Source organism: Wenzhouxiangella sp. YN1, assembly GCF_056324145.1.
Window position 1 is genome coordinate 13,432 of the sequence record NZ_JBJNIO010000157.1, and the last position, 17,737, is coordinate 31,168.

Here is a 17,737-nt window from a genome sequence, read left to right on the forward strand (position 1 = left end):
ACGATGCGTCATCGTAAAGCAGGTCGTAAACTCAATCGCAACTCGCCCCATCGTCAGGCGATGTTTCGCAACATGACCACCAGTCTGATCGAGCATGAGTTGATCAAGACCACGCTGCCCAAGGCCAAGGAGCTGCGGCGGGTTGCCGAGCCGTTGATCACGCTGGCCAAGGAAGACAAGCTCTCGGCTCGCCGTACGGCTTTCAATCGCCTGCGTGACCGTGATGCGGTGGGCAAGCTGTTTGCCGAGCTGGGGCCGCGCTATGCCGACCGACCCGGTGGTTACTTGCGCATTCTCAAGTGCGGGTATCGTACCGGAGACAAGGCACCCATGGCCTACGTCGAACTGGTGGGCCGGCCTGACAGCCCGGAAGCCGAATCAGCCGATTAAATTCCGGTTACCGACCGGAGGTTCAGGAAACCCGGCCACCGTGCCGGGTTTTTTTATGCCCCGTGCTCGCGCTGCAGCCATGGAGCCAGCCCGAAGCCGGCCTGCCAGCAGGCCTGGCTGAGCTACAATGGCCGCAGGCGTGACCGCAGCGGTCGCGCCGGCTGTCGACCGCGGGGTTTTCGATGCGACGAACGATCATACTTGCCGCCGCCCTGGCCATCATCGTTCTCGGCCTCTGGGGTTCGGCGGTGATTCTGTTCGACGAAGCCCGCCTCAAGGCCCTGATTTCGGATCGACTCAGCGAACAGGTCGGCCGGCGGGTGGAAATCGTCGGCGGCCTCGAGTTCGATCTGTTTCCGCGGCCCGGAGTTGTAGCCGAAGACGTGGTCCTTGGCCGCCCGAGTGATCGGGCCAGCCTGCCGACGCTGCGCGCCGAGCGCTTGAGCATGACCCTTCAATTTCTGCCCCTGCTTCAGGGCGAGCTGGCCACCGGTCGCATGCAGCTCGACGGCGCGGTGATCAACCTTCGGGGTACCGACGCCCAGCGTGCAGACCAGGGGCGTGATCCGCTTTCGGCGCTGCGTTCGTCGGCGCGGCTGTTCTCCGGGCGCTCGTTGGCGCTGCGGAACGTGCGGGTGCTGATGCCCCAGGGGCAGCGCGCCCCGGCTGCCATCATGATTGATGAGATCGAGCTCGAGCGGTTCAGCCTCGACGAGACGGTGGCCTTCCGCTTTCGCGGTGATCTTGGTCAGCCCGCGCTGCTTGAGGGGATGAACGCTCAGGGGCACTTGCACGTACCCCGGTCGGCGGCCAGCCCGATCCGTCTTCGGGACCTGAAAGTGAGCGGTCGACTGGCCGGCAGCGACAAGCGCGTCAGTCTGGCCGGCGAGCTGGCAATGAGCGGTGACGGCCCCTTCCGCATCAGTCTCGCCGGTGGTCAGCTGCGGGCGGCGGATGCGGCCTTCGATCTGTCGTTCAATTTCCACGGCGGATCCAGGCCGGCGCTGGATCTGCTCGTTGCCGGACGCCAGCTGGACTGGCTGGCAGTCCGCCGGGTGCCCTTCGGTGATCGAACAGCGAGCCTCCCGCAAGTGCTGGCGACACTGTCTGCCCAGCTTGATCTGCGCTCGCAGATACAGCTCGATGGGTTGCGTCTCGGGGCTGTCGAACTGTCTCAGGTTCGCATTGAACTGCGTTCCCGCTCGGCCGGCCTGGGAGTGAACCTGGCGGGCGTTTTTCCAGGCGGGTTGGTCGAGGCCAGCGGCGTGCTGCAGCGCGACAGGCACCAGTCCATGGAGCTCGATGTCAGCCTGGCATCGCTTGAGACCCTGCTCGAGTGGCAGCATCTGGCGCCGGCAGTGGAAGGCAGCGGCGAGGCAAGGGTGTCGTTGCGCTGGCCCGGGAAGGGCGGGCGCGGCTATCGGCTCGAGGGCGACTTCGAGCTATGGGACGGTCGGCTGGCGTTCGCCTACCCGGGCGAGTCGAGCGCCATGCACCACTTCGATCGCTTCAGCGGACAGATGCGCTTGATGCCCGGCTATCTGGAGCTACCCGAGTTCGAGCTCTCGGGCGATCAGCTTGCCGGCTCGGGCTGGGCGGCATTGCAGTTTCCGGAGGCAACCCTCGGCGGGGTGTTGCGTATCGACGACGCGCAGGCGCCTTTCCCGTTTCGTGTTTTCGGCTCATTGGACGAACCGCGTCTGAGTCCGCTGGGACCAACCCCTGACCTACCGCAGTCGCTGCCCGGGTCGAATCCCGACGACGTGTGATGGCGTCACCCTTGCCCGCTGCCGGAGCACGGCGGAATCGGAGTACCATGGTCGCCATTGAGAAGCACACTGCAGTTGCCATCGGTTGCGGGTCAATCATGCCCGTTTTCTATCTGATCGAAGAGCTACACATCATGAGTCATACCGCGATTTTCTGCGGCTCTCGCACGGCGCCGCATCAGTCGAATTGTTGGCAGGAGAAGGGCAGCTGGCTGGCCTTCCCGGAGGTGGCATGAGCAAGGCTGACGCTGCACAACGCCCGGCCAGTCGACGCATGGGCTCGCTGTCGGCTCTCAGGCCCTTCGTGGCCCGTTACCGCCTTCAGATCGGGCTGGCCCTGCTGTTTCTCGTGATTTCGGCTGCCGGCGCGCTGGCCATCCCGGCTGCGGTCGGAAGAGTCATCGATCATGGTTTCATGGCCGAGAACATCGGCAATATCAACCGCTGGTTCTGGCTGTTGTTTGCGGCCGCCGCCATGATGGCGGTGGGCGGCGGATTGCGCTTTTACTGGGTCAGCTGGCTCGGTCAGCGCGTGGTCGCCGACATTCGCAAGTCCGTTTATGAGCGCGTACTGTCGATGAGTCCGGAGTTCTTTTCCACCACTCGCACCGGCGAGGTGCTCTCGCGCCTGAATACCGATACGACCCTGGTCGAAACCCTGGTTGGTTCGACGGTTTCCTTTGGCGTGCGCAATCTGCTCATGCTGGTGGCCAGTGCTCTGGCGCTGGTCATCACCGCGCCATCGCTTGCCGGCGTGATCGGCATGCTGATCGTTCTCATCATTGTCCCGGTAGTGATGCTGGGGCGCTGGGTTCGCCGCCTGTCGCGCAGCGCCCAGGACCGCGTGGCTGATTTCAGCGCCCACGGTGATGAGACCATCAACGCCGTTCAAACGGTGCAGACATTTGCCCAGGAAAGGCGCGAACATGAGCGCTTTTCCCACGCCGTCGAGTCGGCCTTCGTTGCCGCTCGTGATCGCATTCGCGCCAGCACGCTGTTGATCGTGCTGGTCATCCTGATGACTTTCGGTGCCATCACGTTCGTGCTCTGGCTGGGGGCGCGCTCGGTTCTCAGCGGTGAAATGACGCCGGGTGAGCTCGGCCAGTTCGTGCTCTACGCCGCGATCGCGGCCGGTTCGACCGCCAGTCTCAGCGAGATCTGGAGTCAGCTCCAGCGCGCCGCTGGTGCCATGGAGCGGCTGGCCGAACTCCTTGATGCGCGACCGGCCATCATCAGCCCCGAGTCGCCCCTGAGTCTGCCCGAAGGGCCTTTGTCCGTGCGCTTCGATGCCGTCGAGTTTGCTTATCCGGCGCGCCCCGACGAGCCGGTTCTTCAGGGCCTGAGCTTCGCCATCGAGCCTGGCGAGACGGTCGCCATCGTCGGGCCGTCGGGCGCCGGAAAATCCACCCTGTTTCAGCTGCTGCTGCGTTTCTACGACACCGATGCCGGGGGCATCAGTCTGGGTGGGGTGGATGTGCGTGAGCTCGATCTGGCAGAGCTGCGCCGGCGCCTGGGCGTGGTGCCGCAGGATGTGGTGATGTTCTCCGGCACCGCGGCGGAAAATATCGCCTACGGCACGCCCGGTGCGGATGACGGCCCGATTGGCCAGGCGGCACGCTCAGCGCATGCCGACGAGTTCATCGAGCGCTGGCCGCAACGCTACGAGACCTTTCTGGGTGAGCGCGGCGTCCGCCTGTCGGGGGGGCAACGCCAGCGCATTGCGATTGCTCGCGCCCTGATCAAGCAGCCACCGCTGTTGCTGCTCGACGAGGCCACGGCCAGCCTGGATGCCGAAAGCGAGCGTCTGGTTCAGGAAGCGCTCAACGACATCAGCAGCGATCGCTCGGTGCTGGTGATCGCGCACCGCCTGGCGACCGTGCGACGCGCCGATCGGATCATCGTGCTGGATCAGGGCCGGGTGGTTGCGCAGGGCAGCCACGATCAGCTGGTGGCGGACAATCCGCTCTATGCGCGCCTTGCGCGGCTGCAGTTTCTCGCTGAAGGCGCGGATGCCGGCTGAGCCACACGCCGGGTGGTTTCGCCCGGCGTCATCGGCTGTGCCTCGCTCCGGGGGGCGGCCGACGAACCCCGGGCTACAGTGACCAGTAGCGGAACTTCTGCCCACCAACGGATGCTTCGGCCATCAGGCCGCCGCGAGCATAATTGAAGACTGCCACGCCTTTTTCGTAGCTGGTGGTGGCTGCCTTGCCTTCGGTGGCGGCAACGGCCGTGGCCTGAGCGGAAAACTCCAGGCTTTCGCGCTGAAATCGGCGCATGGCCGCCTCGTCGCGAAAGAAGATCACCTGGCTGTAGGACTGCGCACCGATCTGGGCGCCGATCGTTGCCTGAGATACGGAAGCCCGGCCTACCGGCTCACCCTGCTCGAAGGCGATGCCCCGGCCGAAGCCGCCACCGATCCAGAACCCACCCTTGCCGATGTTGGGAAAGACCACATAGCCGTAAGCCTGGTCGACCCAGCGCTGCAGGCCGGGATCGCGATCGATCATGCTCGCCAGCGCGGAGCGCGATTCGCTGATCAGCACGCTGTCGGAAGGGGTGGCGGCACAGCCGGCCAGCAAGGCCAGAAGCAGCAAACCGGAGATGAACGGACGTTGCGGGAATGGGAATGACATGGGGTTCTCCGTGGGTTGGCGAAGACGCGATAACGGTTGATGATGTCTGGGCGTTCGATGACTTCACAGTATAGAAGGTTCACTCGTCGCCCGGGCCGACCGAAAATTGGCCCGGGCTGACGCCGTATCAGGCGTCCGTGATCCGCGGCCGCGGCCGCGCGCTGCGGCCCGGCGGCTCGCTGTCGGTCAGAAAAATGGGGTAGCATCAAAGCTGTTTCAACTTTCCGGGAGAGCATCCATGCCCGCCGCGATCCGACTCGCCTTTCTTGTGTTCTTGCCCGCGCTGGTCGTTGCCTGCGCTGATTCGGCCGACCCTTCCGACCCGACTGCGACTGCCGCGGTCGACGCCAATCAGATCGCGCCGGAGGCGTCCGGACAGGCTGACGAAAAGGCGGGCGATACAGCGCAGGGAAGCGAGTCGACGGATTTCGACGCCTTCGTCGACGACCTGATCGCTGACCTGCTGCGCCGCTCGCCGGAATGGGCCATTTATCAGGGGCGCTATGAAAATGCCGGGACGGTGACCATTCCCGATGCTCGCCATCGGCGTGAGGAGCTCCAGTTCATCGAGCGGTCGCTGACCCGGTTGCACTCATTCGACCGCGACTCGCTCCCGGTTGATCGACGCACTGATTACGAGCTGCTGGAAAATCGACTCGAGTCGATGCGTTTTTACACGCAAACGCTGAAAAGCTGGGAGTGGCAGCCCTCGCAATACAACGTCGCTGGACCGTTGAGCATCCTGCTGAATACCGAATTCGCGCCGCTGCCCGAGCGGCTTGCGCTGATTCGCGACCGTCTCGAACAGGTGCCCGCCTATTATCAGGCGGCGCGGGAAAGCCTCGGGGTGCCTACCATCGAGCATACCGAGCTGGCCATCAGCCAGAACCGCGGTGCCTTGAGCGTGCTCGGCAGTGTGCGTGAGCATGTCGCCGGTGGCGCCGTCGAGCTGGACCCCGAACTGGCCAGCTCAATGTCGAGCGCGCTGGATGATGCCGCGGCAGCGATCGAATCCTGGGTGTCCTGGCTGGAACAGCGCCTGGCCCGTCTGGAATCATCGGACCAGGCTCGTTCCTTCCGGCTCGGCGAGACGCTCTACGAGCAGAAATTTGCCCATGATATCCAGGCGGACTTCACCGCCGCCGAGCTCTACCAGCGCGCCCTGGATGAAAAACAGCGCCTGCTCGAGGAGATGGATGGCCACACCCGTGAGCTGTGGCCGGAGTATTTCGACGGGCAGGAGATGCCGGAAGCGCGGCTGGAGCGCATTGGGCAGATGATCGATCGACTGTCCCGAGACCATGTGGCAGCCGAGGACTTCGTCGAAGAAATCCGCGGGCAGATGCCGCAGTTGGCGGCCTTCGTGCGCGAAAAGGATCTTCTGGATCAGGACCCCGACAAGCCTCTGGTGGTGCGGGAAACGCCTGAATACATGCGCGGCACCGGTGCCATCGCCTCGGTGAGCGCCCCGGGGCCGTTCAATCCGCAGGCCGAGACTTACTACAACGTCACCCCGCTGGAGACCTATGGCGAGGAGCAGGCGGCAAGCTACCTGCGCGAGTACAACGACTGGATGCTGCAGATTCTCAACATCCACGAAGGGATCCCGGGGCATTACACGCAGCTGCTGCACGCCAACACCTCGGCGAGCCTGGTCAAGAGCCTGTTCGGCAACGGCGCAATGATCGAGGGCTGGGCGGTCTATTCAGAGCGCATGATGCTCGAGGCAGGCTGGGGTGAACAGGCCCCGGAGCTGTGGCTGATGCACGGCAAATGGCTGCTGCGGGTCGTGCATAACGCCATTCTCGACTATGCGGTGCACGTGCGCGGCATGGAGCGGGACGTGGCCGTCAGGATGATGCAGGATGAAGCTTTCCAGGAAACATCGGAGGCCACCCAGAAGTGGCGTCGGCTGACGCTGAGCCAGGTGCAGCTGACGTCCTACTACGCCGGCTATGCCGCGATCATGGATCTGCGTGAGCAGCGCCGGGCCGAGCTGGGAGATGCATTCGACCTCAAGGCCTTCCACAATGAATTTCTCAGCTACGGCTCGGCCCCGGTCGACACGATTGCCGAACTGATGACCGACTCGGACTGAGTCGGCCATGCTGACCCGGCGCCTTGCCGGGTCAGCGGCGGTCGATCAGGGCGTGGAGCAGCTCGGTTTTTTTCTCGAGCAGGGCTGGGTCGGCGCGTGTTTCCACGTTCAGCCGAATCACCGGTTCGGTGTTGGAGGCGCGCAGGTTGAATCGCCAGTTGTCGAACGCCAGGCTGATGCCGTCGGTGCGATCAAGCTGCGGTTGATCGGCATCGAAGTGCCTCAGAACGCGGTCAATGGTGCCCTGGGTGTCTGCGACCGTGAAGTTGATTTCGCCGCTGCAGGGAAAGGTGTGGATGCGCTGATCGACAAGCTGCGCCAGCGACTTGCCGGTGGTGTTGATGCGCTCGAGCAGCAGCAGCCACGGAATCATGCCCGAGTCACAGTAGCTGAAGTCGCGGAAGTAGTGGTGCGCCGACATTTCGCCACCGTAGAGCGCGTTTTCCGAGCGCATGCGTTCCTTGATGAAGGCGTGCCCGCTCTTGTTGACCAAGGCCTGCCCTCCGGCATCGGCCACTTCATCGAGCGTGTTCCAGGTCAGGCGCGGGTCGAGCACGATCTTCTCGCCCGGTGACTGCTCGAGCAGCTGCCGCGCGAACAGGCCGACAAGATAATATCCTTCGATGAATCGACCGTTGTGGTCGAAGAAGAAGCAGCGGTCGAAGTCGCCGTCCCAGGCAATACCCAGGTCGGCCTTCGCGTCGATCACGGTCTGCGCAGTTTCCCGACGGTTTTCCGGCAACAACGGGTTGGGCACGCCGTTGGGAAAGCTGCCGTCGGGCGCATGATGCAGACGCACGACATCGAGCGGCAAGCCGCTGGCAATCGCATCGAAAGCGGGGCCGGCACAGCCGTTGCCTGCGTTGACCACGATTTTCATTGGCGCCAGCCGGTCGGCGTGGATAAAGCCGCGAACGCGTTCGATATAGCTTGCGAACACCGACAGTTCTTGATGGCTTCCCCGGGCCCCGTTGCGCGGCGAATCGATGCCCTGGGCAACCAGCGCTTCCATCTGTTTCAGGCCGGTATCGGCACTGACCGGGATGGCCTGCTCGCGCACCATCTTCATGCCGTTGTAGTCGGCCGGATTGTGGCTGGCCGTGATCATGATGCCGCCGCCCATTCCTTCCAGCGAGGCGGCGTGATAGACGACCTCGGTTCCGCAAAGGCCGATACTGCGCGTGTCCACCCCGGCGCGGTTGAGGCCATCGGCCAGGGCATCGGCCAGCGCCTGGCTGGAGGCGCGCATGTCAAATCCGATCGCGACCGGACCTTGCGGCTCGATCACGCGGGCGTAGGCTAGGCCGATCAGAAAGGCGCGCTCCTCGTTGAGCTGGTCAGGAACGCGTCCGCGGACGTCGTAGGCCTTGAATGGCGAGTCTGGAAGCTTGTGCATGGAGTCGTCTCATCTGCCGGGAGAACCTGTTCGCAGACTACATGATAGGCGAGGCGGCCTGGCGACAGTGACCGGCGAACCCCGGGTGACTTGGTGATACCATTGATGCGCCTGCAAAAACCACTGGAATATTCAACTCATGTTCGACAAATCTTTCACCATTGCCGGGTTCGATGATGAGCTGGCGCGCGCCATTCGCTCCGAGGAGCAGCGTCAGGAAGATCACATCGAGCTGATCGCCTCGGAAAACTACGCCAGTCCGCGCGTGATGGAAGCGCAGGGTTCGGTGTTGACCAACAAGTATGCCGAGGGATATCCGGGACGGCGCTATTATGGCGGCTGCGAGTTCGTCGACATTGCCGAAAGCCTGGCCATCGAGCGTGCCAAGAAGCTGTTTGATGCCGGGTATGCCAACGTGCAGCCGCATTCGGGCTCGCAGGCCAATCAGGCGGTCTATCTTTCCCTGCTTCAGCCCGGCGACACGATTCTGGGCATGGATCTGACCGAAGGCGGGCATCTGACGCATGGCGCCAAGGTGAATTTTTCCGGCCGGGTGTTCAATGCCGTTCACTACGGGCTCGACCGCGACAGCGGCGAGGTCGACTATGAGCACATGGCCGCAATGGCGCACAAGCACAAGCCGAAAATGCTGATCGGTGGCTTTTCTGCTTATTCCCGTCTGGTCGACTGGGCCCGGATGCGCGCGATTGCCGACGAGGTCGGCGCCTGGTTCATGGTCGACATGGCACACGTCGCTGGCCTGATCGCCGCCGGCATCTATCCCAACCCCGTTCCCCACGCCCACGTCACGACCTCGACCACGCACAAGACGCTCCGGGGCCCGCGTGGCGGCATCATCCTGTCACCCGGTGATGATGAAGAGCTGACCAAGAAGTTCCAGTCGCTGGTCTTTCCGGGTTGCCAGGGTGGGCCGCTGATGCACGTCATCGCCGCCAAGGCCGTTGCTTTCAAGGAGGCCCTGGAGCCGGAGTTCACCGATTACCAGCAGCGCGTGGTCGCCAACGCCCGCGCCATGGCCGCGACCATCATGGAGCGCGGCTACAAGGTGGTCTCCGGCGGCTCCGACAATCATCTGTTCCTGATCGATCTGACCGACAAGGACATCACCGGCAAGGACGCCGAAGCAGCGCTGGGCCGGGCCAACATCACGGTCAACAAGAACACCGTGCCGGGCGAGTCGCGCTCGCCATTCGTCACCTCGGGTCTGCGCATCGGCACGCCGGCATCGACCACGCGCGGGTTCACCGAAGACGACTGCCGCGAGCTGGCCGGGCTGATCTGCGACGTCCTTGACAACATGGGCGACGAATCCGTCGAACAGCGAGTGAAGGAGTCTGCCCTCGCTCTCTGCCGCAAGCATCCGGTCTATGGGGATTGATGGCTCACTCCCTGGCGTCACGGTTTAAGGTCGGAGCTGTCTGAGTCGTGTGGTGCCCGTTCTGCAATCACACCGATACCCGCGTGGTCGACTCACGTCTGGCCTCCGACGGCTTCCAGATCCGGCGCCGACGCGAGTGTGCCGATTGCGGCGCGCGCTTCAATACTCTGGAGACGGCGGTCCTGAAAGCGCCCAACGTGATCAAGGCCGACGGTTCGCGGGAGGCGTTCAGCGAAGACAAGCTCCGGCGCGGCATGCTCAAGGCGCTGGAGAAGCGCCCGGTGGAAACCCAACTGGTCGAGCGCGCTATCCGCACCCTGGTGCGGGCAGTGCATACCCTTGAAGAACCGGAGATTTCCAGCCAGAAGCTGGGCGACTGGGTGGCGGCCGAGCTGTCGCAGCTTGATCAGGTGGCCTATGTTCGTTTCGCGTCGGTCTACCGGCGCTTCGAAGATGTGCAGGCCTTCCGCGTGGAAATCGAGAAGCTCGAGCGCGACAACCCCGGCATGATCGATCGGCGCCAGATTCCTTTGCTTGACGACGGTCAGAAATGATGCCGAACACGCCTGCCGCTGATCTCTGACTGCTGTTTTTTTGCGTATGTCCTTTACCGCAGACGATCATCGCTACATGGCCGAAGCCCTTCGTCTGGCCGAGAAGGGCAGCCTGAGCGCCGACCCCAACCCGGTCGTCGGCTGCGTGATCGTCCAAGCAGGTGAGGTTGTGGGTCGCGGCTGGCATCGGGCTGCTGGCGAGCCGCACGCTGAAACGCTTGCCCTTCAGCAGGCCGGCATCCGGGCGCGCGGTGCGACGGCCTATGTCAGCCTCGAGCCCTGCAGCCATCAGGGGCGTACGCCGCCGTGTACCACGGCACTGATCGAGGCTGGTGTCGCTGCGGTGGTTTCGGCCATGCCCGATCCGGACGGGCGCGTGGCCGGCGCGGGCCACGACCAGCTCACACGCGCGGGGATCACTGTGCGAACCGGGTTGATGGAGGATGCTGCAAGGGCGCTCAACCGGGGCTTCATCAGCCGGCACGAGCGTGGCCGTCCCTGGGTGCGCGTCAAGCTGGCTGCCAGCCTGGATGGCTTGACCGCCGGGGCCGATGATCGTTCGCAGTGGATCACCGGGGCCTCTGCCCGCGCCGATGTGCAGCTCTGGCGCGCTCGAGCCTCATGCATTCTGACCGGGATCGGGACCGTGCTGACCGACGACCCGAGGCTGAACGTACGCCTGAGCGGCTTTGATCGCCAGCTGCCGCGCGTTGTCGTCGACTCGCGTGCGCGCCTGCCCGAACAGCCCCGGCTGATGACGCTGCCCGGGCCGGTCATCGTGGCCAGCTGTGCCCCGGGACAAGAGCGGGACGGCGTGGAATGGTGGCAATTGTCGGCGGATGCCACCGGTCGGGTCAGCCTGCCGGAGCTGCTGCAGCGCCTGGCCGAGCGCGAGTTCAATACGGTTCACGTCGAGGCCGGCCCCACCCTTTGCGGCGCGCTGACGGCGCAGGGGCTGGTCGATGAGCTGCTGGTCTATCAGGCGCCCTGTCTGATCGGGCGCGGGCGACCGCTGCTGGATCTGCCGGGGATGGAAAAATTCGACGACCGCCTCCATGTCCAACTGGTCGAAGCGCGTCGCTTTGTCCAGGACTGGCGCTTTCTGTACCGATTTGTCTCCTGAAAGGGGCGCAGTGATGTTTACCGGAATTGTCCAGTCTGTCGGGCGGGTCAGCAGGATTACGCCCGCTTCGGGCGGCTGTCGCATGCGTATCGATTGCCCCCGGCTCGAACCGGCGCAGTGGCGCGAAGGCGACAGCGTGTCGGTTGCCGGCTGCTGCCTGACCGCGCTGGCCATCGACGAGCAGGGTTTCTCGGCTGATCTGTCGGCCGAGACGCTCGAGCGAACCAGTCTGGGCAGCCTGCGTGCCGGCAGCCCGGTCAACCTCGAGCCGGCGCTGGCGCTGGGTGATCGTCTGGGCGGTCATCTGGTGACCGGCCATATCGACGGCCTGGCCGAAGTGGTTTCGATTCAGCCGGTCGGCGACAGTCGTGTTGTGCGCCTTCGTGTTCCTGAAGCGCTGGCGCGCTTCATTGCTGAGAAGGGTTCGGTCACGCTCGACGGCGTGAGCCTGACCATCAACGCCGTCGACGGGCGCGAGTTCGAGGTCAACCTGATTCCGCACACCCTTGCGGTGACCACACTGGGCGGGCTCGAAGTCGATGGCCGGGTCAACCTCGAAGTGGACCTGCTTGCCCGTTATCTGGAACGGCTCACTGGAGTGACCTCATGAGTTTTGACTCGATTGAATCCATCCTCAAGGATGTTGCTGCCGGTCGCATGGTCGTCATGCTCGATGATGAGGATCGCGAGAACGAGGGCGATCTGATCATGGCCGCGCCGATGGTGCGCCCGGAAGACATCAATTTCATGGCGCGTTACGGCCGCGGGTTGATCTGTCTGTCGCTCACGCGCGAGCGCTGTCGCCAGCTGGGCCTGCAGCTGATGGTGCGCGATACCGATCGCCATCATCAGACCAATTTCACCGTATCCATCGAAGCGGCCACCGGCGTGACGACCGGCATTTCGGCCTACGACCGCGCGCATACCATTCGCACGGCGGTGGCCCCGGACGCCGGGCTTGACAGCCTCAATCAGCCCGGCCACGTGTTTCCGCTCATGGCCCAGCCCGGGGGGGTGCTGGCGCGTGCCGGGCACACCGAGGCGGGCATGGATCTGGCGTTGCTGGCCGGGCTGGAGCCTGCCGCTGTTCTGGTCGAGATTCTCAACGAGGACGGCACCATGGCGCGGCGGCCGGAGCTCGAGGCGTTCGTCAAGGAGCACGGCCTGAAGATGGGCACCGTGGCTGACCTGATTCGCTACCGCATGAGTACCGAGCAGAACGTCGAGTGTGTACACACCCAGACGGTGGGTACGGCCCACGGCGAGTTTCTGCTCAAGGTCTTTCGCGACCGCATCACCCAGCGCCTGCACTGGGCGCTGATCCGCGGCGAAATCGATCCGGAAAAATCGATTCCGGTGCGGGTGCACGTCCCCGAGCTGCTCGGCGACGTGATGGGCATTACCGAGCCCGGCTTCGGCATGCCGCTGGATGCCGCCCTGGCCGACATCGCCCGCCGCGGCCACGGCCTGGCCCTGGTGCTGGGCCACGATGAAGAGGACGCCAGCCGATTGGCCGGTCTGACGGCGGCCGAAAGCGGAGCCGAGGCTGGCCAGACCGACCACGCAGCCAACGAGCTGCGCAGCTATGGTATCGCCGCGCAGATCATCGCCGAGCTCGGCATCCGCCGCATGCAGGTCTTCGGCGCGCCCAAGCGCCTGCACGCGCTGGACGGCTTCGGCCTGGAGATCACCGACTACCTTCTGCCTGAAGAAGAGGGCTGAGTTGACATCATGACTGAACCGCATCGGGCTGCAGACCGCAGCCGCGTCGCCATCGCCGTGGCGCGTTTCAACGCCGAGATCACCAACCTGATGCTGGCCGGCTGTCGCCAGGCTTTGCTGGATGCCGGCATGGACGAGGAGCACATCGAGGTCCATCCCGTTCCGGGCGCCTGGGAGCTGACCCTGGCCGCAGCAGCGCTGGCCGCCAGCGGTCGCTTTGATGCGATCATCGCGCTGGGCGCGGTGGTGCGCGGCGAGACCGCGCATTTCGATTTCATTTCCGCCGAGTGTGCGCGCGGGCTGCAACAGGTTCAGCTCGAGAGCGGCCTGCCGGTCGGCTTTGGCGTGCTCACCCCGGAAAATGCTGAGCAGGCGCTTGAGCGCGCTGATCCGGAGCGCAAGAACAAGGGCCGGGAAGCGGCCATGGCGGTGCTCGACATGATCGAGTTCAAGCGTCGGGTGGGGGCATGAGCCGACGGCGTACGGTCAGCCCTTACGAGCCGCGTCGCCGCGCCCGGCGCCGAGCCTTGCAGGCGCTCTATCAGTGGCAGATCAATGACAGCAGTGCGCCGGCCATCATCGAGCAGTTCCGTGAGGAGCAGAACTTCAGCGGCGTGGATGAAAACTATTTCGAGACGCTGGTGCGCGAGGTCGTGGCCAATCGCGAAGCGCTGGATGCCGCGCTCAATCCCCACGTCAAGCGTGCCGATGCCAGCCTTGATCAGATGGAGCGCGTCATCCTCCGACTGGGTGCGTGCGAACTCATGCATCACCCGGAAACTCCATATCGGGTGATTATCGACGAAGCCGTCGAGCTTGCGCACCGCTTCGGGGCCGAGCAGGCGCACACCTTTGTCAACGGCGTGCTCGATCGCCTGTCGCGCATGGTGCGCAAGGCAGAGCGTGACGCCAGTGCCGGCGATGGATGAGTTCGGGTTGATCGAGCGCATCCGCGCACGCGCCGCCCCGGGTCATGGTGTGACTCTGGGGATTGGCGACGACGCCGCGGTGCTCACGCCCACACCTGACCATCAGCTGGCGGTCACCACCGATTCGCTGGTTCTTGACCGCCATTTCACGCCCGACTGGCCGGCCGAAGACGTCGGCCACCTGGCTGCGCACGCCAATCTGAGTGATCTGGCCGCCATGGGCGCCGCGCCGCGCTGGGCCCTGCTGGCGCTGACGCTGCCGCATATCGAGGAGCGCTGGATCGATGGCTTTCTCGATGGCTTCCTGGCCGCCGCGGAGGCTGCCGATATGGCGCTGGTGGGCGGCAATCTGGCGCGCGGCGCGCTCAATATCGGCGTCGAGCTGATCGGTGAACTGCCCGCGGGCCAGGCGGTGACTCGCCACGGCGGCCGGCCCGGAGATCGACTGGTCGTGACCGGCACGGTTGGCGATGCGGCGGCGGCTCTGAGACTGGGTGATCAGGCTGGTTCTGATTTGCGTGCGCGCTTGCGCCGACCCACCGCGCGGGTCACGGCGGGTCAGGTGCTGCGCGCGTCAGCCCGGGCCATGATCGATCTCTCCGACGGCTTGCTGGCCGACCTGAATCACTTGCTGCAAACGGGCCTGGGCGCTGAAGTCGATCTCGATGCCCTGCCGGCTTCAGCCGCCCTGAAGCGTGCCGTCGCCGATCCCGTCGAGCGTTTTCGCCTGCAGACCGGCGGCGGCAGCGATTACGAGCTGCTTGCCGTGCTGCCGGCTGCTGCCGACCTCGAGGCGCTTGCCCGGGATGCCCGGGTCGATCTGACCGCCATTGGCGTCATTGGCGGGGAGGGCGGCGTGGTTTGCCGCTCGGCACAGCATGCAGTGCCGGCCGGTCTGGGAGCGGGCTGGGACCACTTTCGTCATGACTGAGCGAGCGCGCACGCGCGAGGTGGCGCTGGGTTCGGTCGACGGCTTTCTGGCCTTTGGTTTTGGCAGCGGGCTGTCGCCGTATGCGCCGGGCACGGCCGGCAGCCTGGCCGCGGTTCCGTTGGCGCTGCCGCTGGTGTTTCTCCCCACGGGCCTGGCGCTGCTCGTGCTGGCGCTGGCTTTTGCCTTCGGCGTGTGGCTGTGCGGGCGCGTCGGGCGTCGTCTTGGCGTGCACGATCACAGCGGCATTGTCTTCGATGAGTTCGTCGGGCTGTGGCTGGTGCTGGTCTGCCTGCCGTTGAGCTGGGGCTGGTGGTTGGCGGCCTTTATCCTGTTTCGCGTTTTCGATGCCCTCAAGCCCTGGCCCATCGGCTGGTTCGACCGGCGCGTTCATGGCGGCCTTGGGGTCATGCTCGATGATGTGCTGGCGGCCGCGTATGCGCTGGCCTGCCTGCTGCTGGCCGCGGTGGTGCTTCAGGCGTACTGAAGGTACGTGCGGCGGTTGGTGCTCAGGCCGACAGCTCGAAAGCGCCGGCAATCCAGCGCAGGCGGTTTTCCTTTCCGTCGATACCGACGACGTCGAAGCGGCAGGCATGCTCCTGCCATTGCGGACGGCTCATCAGGAAATGACGCGCGGCGCTGATCAGCCGTCGCTGCTTGCGCTCGTCGATGCTGTCAATGCTGTCGACTCGGGCACCGGGGCCGCGCAGGCGCACTTCGATGAATGCCAGCACCTCGGTATCGTGGGCGGAGGGATCGAGCATGACCAGGTCGATTTCTCCCGCTCGGCACTGGTAGTTGCGCTCGACCAGCTTCAGGCCGCGTTCTGCAAGCCAGCGTTCGGCTTGCTGCTCCCCCTGCTCACCGCGGACTTGCCTACTCATCTTCCGGCTCTGCCGGTGTGGCAATGCCGCCGTTGATTCTGACCATCGGCAGGTCACGCCGGACTATCCGGTCGGCCGGCAGGCTCAGATCACCCATGGCCCCCGGTAGCGACAGCGCCGGATCGTCGCGCATCATCGCCAGCCAGGGCACCAGCGCCATGGCGTCGCGCCCCAGCGCGTGCAGGCGCGAAAGCGTGGCGTTGTCGAGGCCGGCATAGAGCGCGTCGGCACGCTCTCGCAGCGTGCCCGCAGTGGTGTAGTCGAGAAACCAGGGTGGCATGGGCGTGATGATGCCGTCGAGGTCGCGGTCGCGATCGGGGTGCGGGGCGCCGTCAACGATGTAGGAGGTGGCCATGATTGTCAGATCGCCGGCGTCAAAAAACTCCAGCTGCGGGCGCAGCAGGCGACCATCGTCTTCGCGTGCGCCGAGAAATATGAGGTCGATATCGCTGCGCCGTCGGGCAACCGACTCGGGCCGGGTTCCGATCACGCCGGCCAGCCGCCGCGCCCGTGCCTGCGACTGGTCGACTTCGAGGGTCTCGCGCAGCAGCGTGGAGTGATCGGGCAGCGCAGGGTCATAGATGCGGTTGGCCAGGACCTGGCCGCCGCCGAGACGAAAGGTTTCGATAAAGGCGTCGGCGACGCGTTCACCCCAGTCGGAATACTGCGCCAGCACCAGCGCGCGCCGGTGCCCGGTGGCCAGGGCGTGAACGGCGGCCAGCTCGGCTTCGTCCTCCGGCGGCAGAGCCAGCGCAGCCACCTCGCCATCGGCAGCAGACAGTTGCTCGGGCTCCTCGGGCAGGTTGAGCAGCAGGGTTGGAATCAGGCCGGCATCGGGCAGGTCGATCAGGGCATCGACCTTGTCGCGCTGCAGCGGGCCAATGAGAAAATCGCTGCCGTTCTCGCGCGCATCGAACCAGGCCGCGTGCACGCTTTCCTGATCCTGGTCCAGGTAGTGGAACCTCAGTCGTGGTCGTCGATCCGGCGGCAGGCGCAGCCAGGCAGCCAGCAAGCCCTCACGCAGCGCCTCTCCCGGTCGATACAGCGGCGTGTCTGCGGCCGGCAGCAGCACCGTGATGTGCTCCGGCATCGGGCGGGTCTGGCGCCAGGCCGCGATCCAGCGACGGGCCTCGTCGGCCCGGTAGTCCTGCTCCGGCCAGCGCCTTTGCCAGGCAGACAGGGCCTGATCCAGGGCCGCGTCGTCGAGCAGCTGTTCGCGTGCGGTAATGACCAGGTCCAGCCAGGGCAGCAGGCGTGGCTGGTCAGACACCTGATAGAGCACGCGCTCGAGCTCGGCGACGGGATAGTCGAGCATCAGTGCCAGGGCGGTCTCCGGGCTGAATCCGGGCTCCGCGACGGCTGTCTGCAGCGCCGTCAGCGCGTCGCGAATGGGCCGGGACTCGTGTTCCTTCAGGCGGGCTTCCAGCTCGGCATGGCGCGCCTGCAGGCTGCGAGGCAGGCGCTCGGCGGTGCTTGCCAGCAGCCAGCCGGCGTTGGCCAGGTCGCCGCGGCGCATGGCCAGCTCCGCCTGCACCAGGTCCAGGCGCACGAGCTCGGCGTCGACCAGGGCTGCCGTGTCAATGCGCCTGAGCGTCTTCTCTGCCTGATCGAGCCGCGCGGCCTCGAGCCAGGCTTCGGCGGCGCGAAGCCACAGCCGATCGGCATCCAGGGGCCGGCTCAGCGCTTGCTGTTCAAAGGCCAGCGCGGCTTCGGTGTAATCACCGCGGGCCAGCATGCGTTCGATACGGCCGCCGTCGATGCCGGTTTCGCTGCGCGTGCCGGGGCCGGAGGGGGCGCAGGCGGTGAGCAGCGAAAGTGAAAACAACAGGAGAATGAGTCGTTTCATGCCGGGAATGATAAACCACGCCGGCCGTTGCCGGCACGGTGCGGCGCGATCTGGCATGATGCACGG

General features: G+C 65.2%; 18 protein-coding genes. 14 read left to right on the top strand and 4 right to left on the bottom strand.

Going from position 1 to position 17,737, the window contains the following annotated elements; all coding sequences use genetic code 11:
• Nucleotides 1-3 precede the first annotated feature (3 nt).
• The 4 genes from rplQ to ACEWQZ_RS12975 all read left to right on the top strand — a co-directional run bounded on the left by rplQ (nucleotide 4) and on the right by ACEWQZ_RS12975 (nucleotide 4,179).
• Nucleotides 4-390: a 50S ribosomal protein L17 gene (rplQ, locus tag ACEWQZ_RS12960; RefSeq protein WP_476483524.1), complete on the top strand. Its 387-nt coding sequence runs from the start codon at nucleotides 4-6 to the stop codon at nucleotides 388-390.
• 182 nt (nucleotides 391-572) lie between these two features.
• Nucleotides 573-2,159 carry an AsmA family protein gene (locus tag ACEWQZ_RS12965; RefSeq protein WP_476483525.1) on the top strand — a complete coding sequence of 529 codons (1,587 nt, stop codon included), beginning with the start codon at nucleotides 573-575 and terminating at the stop codon, nucleotides 2,157-2,159.
• Nucleotides 2,160-2,206: 47 nt separating this feature from the next.
• The gene (locus ACEWQZ_RS12970) at nucleotides 2,207-2,395 is read left to right on the top strand and encodes a hypothetical protein (RefSeq protein WP_476483526.1); all 189 of its coding nucleotides are present in this window, start codon (nucleotides 2,207-2,209) and stop codon (nucleotides 2,393-2,395) included.
• Complete coding sequence (locus ACEWQZ_RS12975; RefSeq protein ID WP_476483527.1) at nucleotides 2,392-4,179, top strand: ABC transporter transmembrane domain-containing protein; 1,788 nt, start codon at nucleotides 2,392-2,394, stop codon at nucleotides 4,177-4,179. Before ACEWQZ_RS12970 ends, ACEWQZ_RS12975 begins: the two co-directional genes overlap by 4 nt.
• A 73-nt stretch (nucleotides 4,180-4,252) precedes the next feature.
• Here the strand turns inward: ACEWQZ_RS12975 and ACEWQZ_RS12980 are convergent, their stop codons facing one another.
• Complete coding sequence (locus ACEWQZ_RS12980; RefSeq protein ID WP_476483528.1) at nucleotides 4,253-4,792, bottom strand: YSC84-related protein; 540 nt, start codon at nucleotides 4,790-4,792, stop codon at nucleotides 4,253-4,255.
• Between the two features lie 238 nt (nucleotides 4,793-5,030).
• Between ACEWQZ_RS12980 and ACEWQZ_RS12985 the strand changes: the two genes are divergently transcribed.
• A complete protein-coding gene (locus ACEWQZ_RS12985) occupies nucleotides 5,031-6,890 on the top strand; it encodes a DUF885 domain-containing protein (RefSeq protein WP_476483529.1) in 1,860 nt (619 codons plus the stop codon).
• Nucleotides 6,891-6,921: 31 nt separating this feature from the next.
• Here ACEWQZ_RS12985 and ACEWQZ_RS12990 read toward each other — a convergent pair whose 3' ends face one another.
• Nucleotides 6,922-8,286: a phosphohexomutase domain-containing protein gene (locus ACEWQZ_RS12990; protein WP_476483530.1), complete on the bottom strand. Its 1,365-nt coding sequence runs from the start codon at nucleotides 8,284-8,286 to the stop codon at nucleotides 6,922-6,924.
• A 139-nt stretch (nucleotides 8,287-8,425) separates the two neighbouring features.
• On the opposite strand from ACEWQZ_RS12990, the gene glyA reads away from it, so the two are divergent.
• From glyA to ACEWQZ_RS13035, 9 genes are read left to right on the top strand one after another with little or no spacing between them, the layout of a single operon-like run.
• Nucleotides 8,426-9,685: a serine hydroxymethyltransferase gene (gene glyA, locus ACEWQZ_RS12995; RefSeq protein WP_476483531.1), complete on the top strand. Its 1,260-nt coding sequence runs from the start codon at nucleotides 8,426-8,428 to the stop codon at nucleotides 9,683-9,685.
• 47 nt (nucleotides 9,686-9,732) lie between these two features.
• A complete protein-coding gene (gene nrdR, locus ACEWQZ_RS13000; RefSeq protein ID WP_476483532.1) occupies nucleotides 9,733-10,239 on the top strand; it encodes a transcriptional regulator NrdR in 507 nt (168 codons plus the stop codon).
• 46 nt (nucleotides 10,240-10,285) lie between these two features.
• A complete protein-coding gene (gene ribD / locus ACEWQZ_RS13005) occupies nucleotides 10,286-11,362 on the top strand; it encodes a bifunctional diaminohydroxyphosphoribosylaminopyrimidine deaminase/5-amino-6-(5-phosphoribosylamino)uracil reductase RibD (RefSeq protein ID WP_476483533.1) in 1,077 nt (358 codons plus the stop codon).
• 13 nt (nucleotides 11,363-11,375) lie between these two features.
• Nucleotides 11,376-11,972: a riboflavin synthase gene (locus tag ACEWQZ_RS13010; RefSeq protein ID WP_476483534.1), complete on the top strand. Its 597-nt coding sequence runs from the start codon at nucleotides 11,376-11,378 to the stop codon at nucleotides 11,970-11,972.
• The gene (ribB, locus tag ACEWQZ_RS13015; RefSeq protein ID WP_476483535.1) at nucleotides 11,969-13,084 is read left to right on the top strand and encodes a 3,4-dihydroxy-2-butanone-4-phosphate synthase; all 1,116 of its coding nucleotides are present in this window, start codon (nucleotides 11,969-11,971) and stop codon (nucleotides 13,082-13,084) included. Before ACEWQZ_RS13010 ends, ribB begins: the two co-directional genes overlap by 4 nt.
• 9 nt (nucleotides 13,085-13,093) lie before the next feature.
• The gene (gene ribH / locus ACEWQZ_RS13020) at nucleotides 13,094-13,555 is read left to right on the top strand and encodes a 6,7-dimethyl-8-ribityllumazine synthase (RefSeq protein ID WP_476483536.1); all 462 of its coding nucleotides are present in this window, start codon (nucleotides 13,094-13,096) and stop codon (nucleotides 13,553-13,555) included.
• A complete protein-coding gene (gene nusB, locus ACEWQZ_RS13025) occupies nucleotides 13,552-14,013 on the top strand; it encodes a transcription antitermination factor NusB (RefSeq protein ID WP_476483537.1) in 462 nt (153 codons plus the stop codon). Before ribH ends, nusB begins: the two co-directional genes overlap by 4 nt.
• Entirely contained in the window at nucleotides 14,006-14,944 is a 939-nt protein-coding gene (gene thiL, locus ACEWQZ_RS13030) for a thiamine-phosphate kinase (protein WP_476483656.1), read from the top strand. Before nusB ends, thiL begins: the two co-directional genes overlap by 8 nt.
• Nucleotides 14,937-15,428, top strand: a complete 492-nt coding sequence (locus tag ACEWQZ_RS13035; RefSeq protein ID WP_476483538.1) for a phosphatidylglycerophosphatase A family protein — start codon at nucleotides 14,937-14,939, stop codon at nucleotides 15,426-15,428. Before thiL ends, ACEWQZ_RS13035 begins: the two co-directional genes overlap by 8 nt.
• Before the next feature lie 22 nt (nucleotides 15,429-15,450).
• Here the strand turns inward: ACEWQZ_RS13035 and ACEWQZ_RS13040 are convergent, their stop codons facing one another.
• Entirely contained in the window at nucleotides 15,451-15,825 is a 375-nt protein-coding gene (locus ACEWQZ_RS13040) for a YraN family protein (RefSeq protein ID WP_476483539.1), read from the bottom strand.
• Nucleotides 15,818-17,671, bottom strand: coding sequence for a penicillin-binding protein activator (locus tag ACEWQZ_RS13045; protein ID WP_476483540.1), 1,854 nt, complete (start codon nucleotides 17,669-17,671; stop codon nucleotides 15,818-15,820). Before ACEWQZ_RS13045 ends, ACEWQZ_RS13040 begins: the two co-directional genes overlap by 8 nt.
• Between the last annotated feature and the right edge of the window lie 66 nt (nucleotides 17,672-17,737).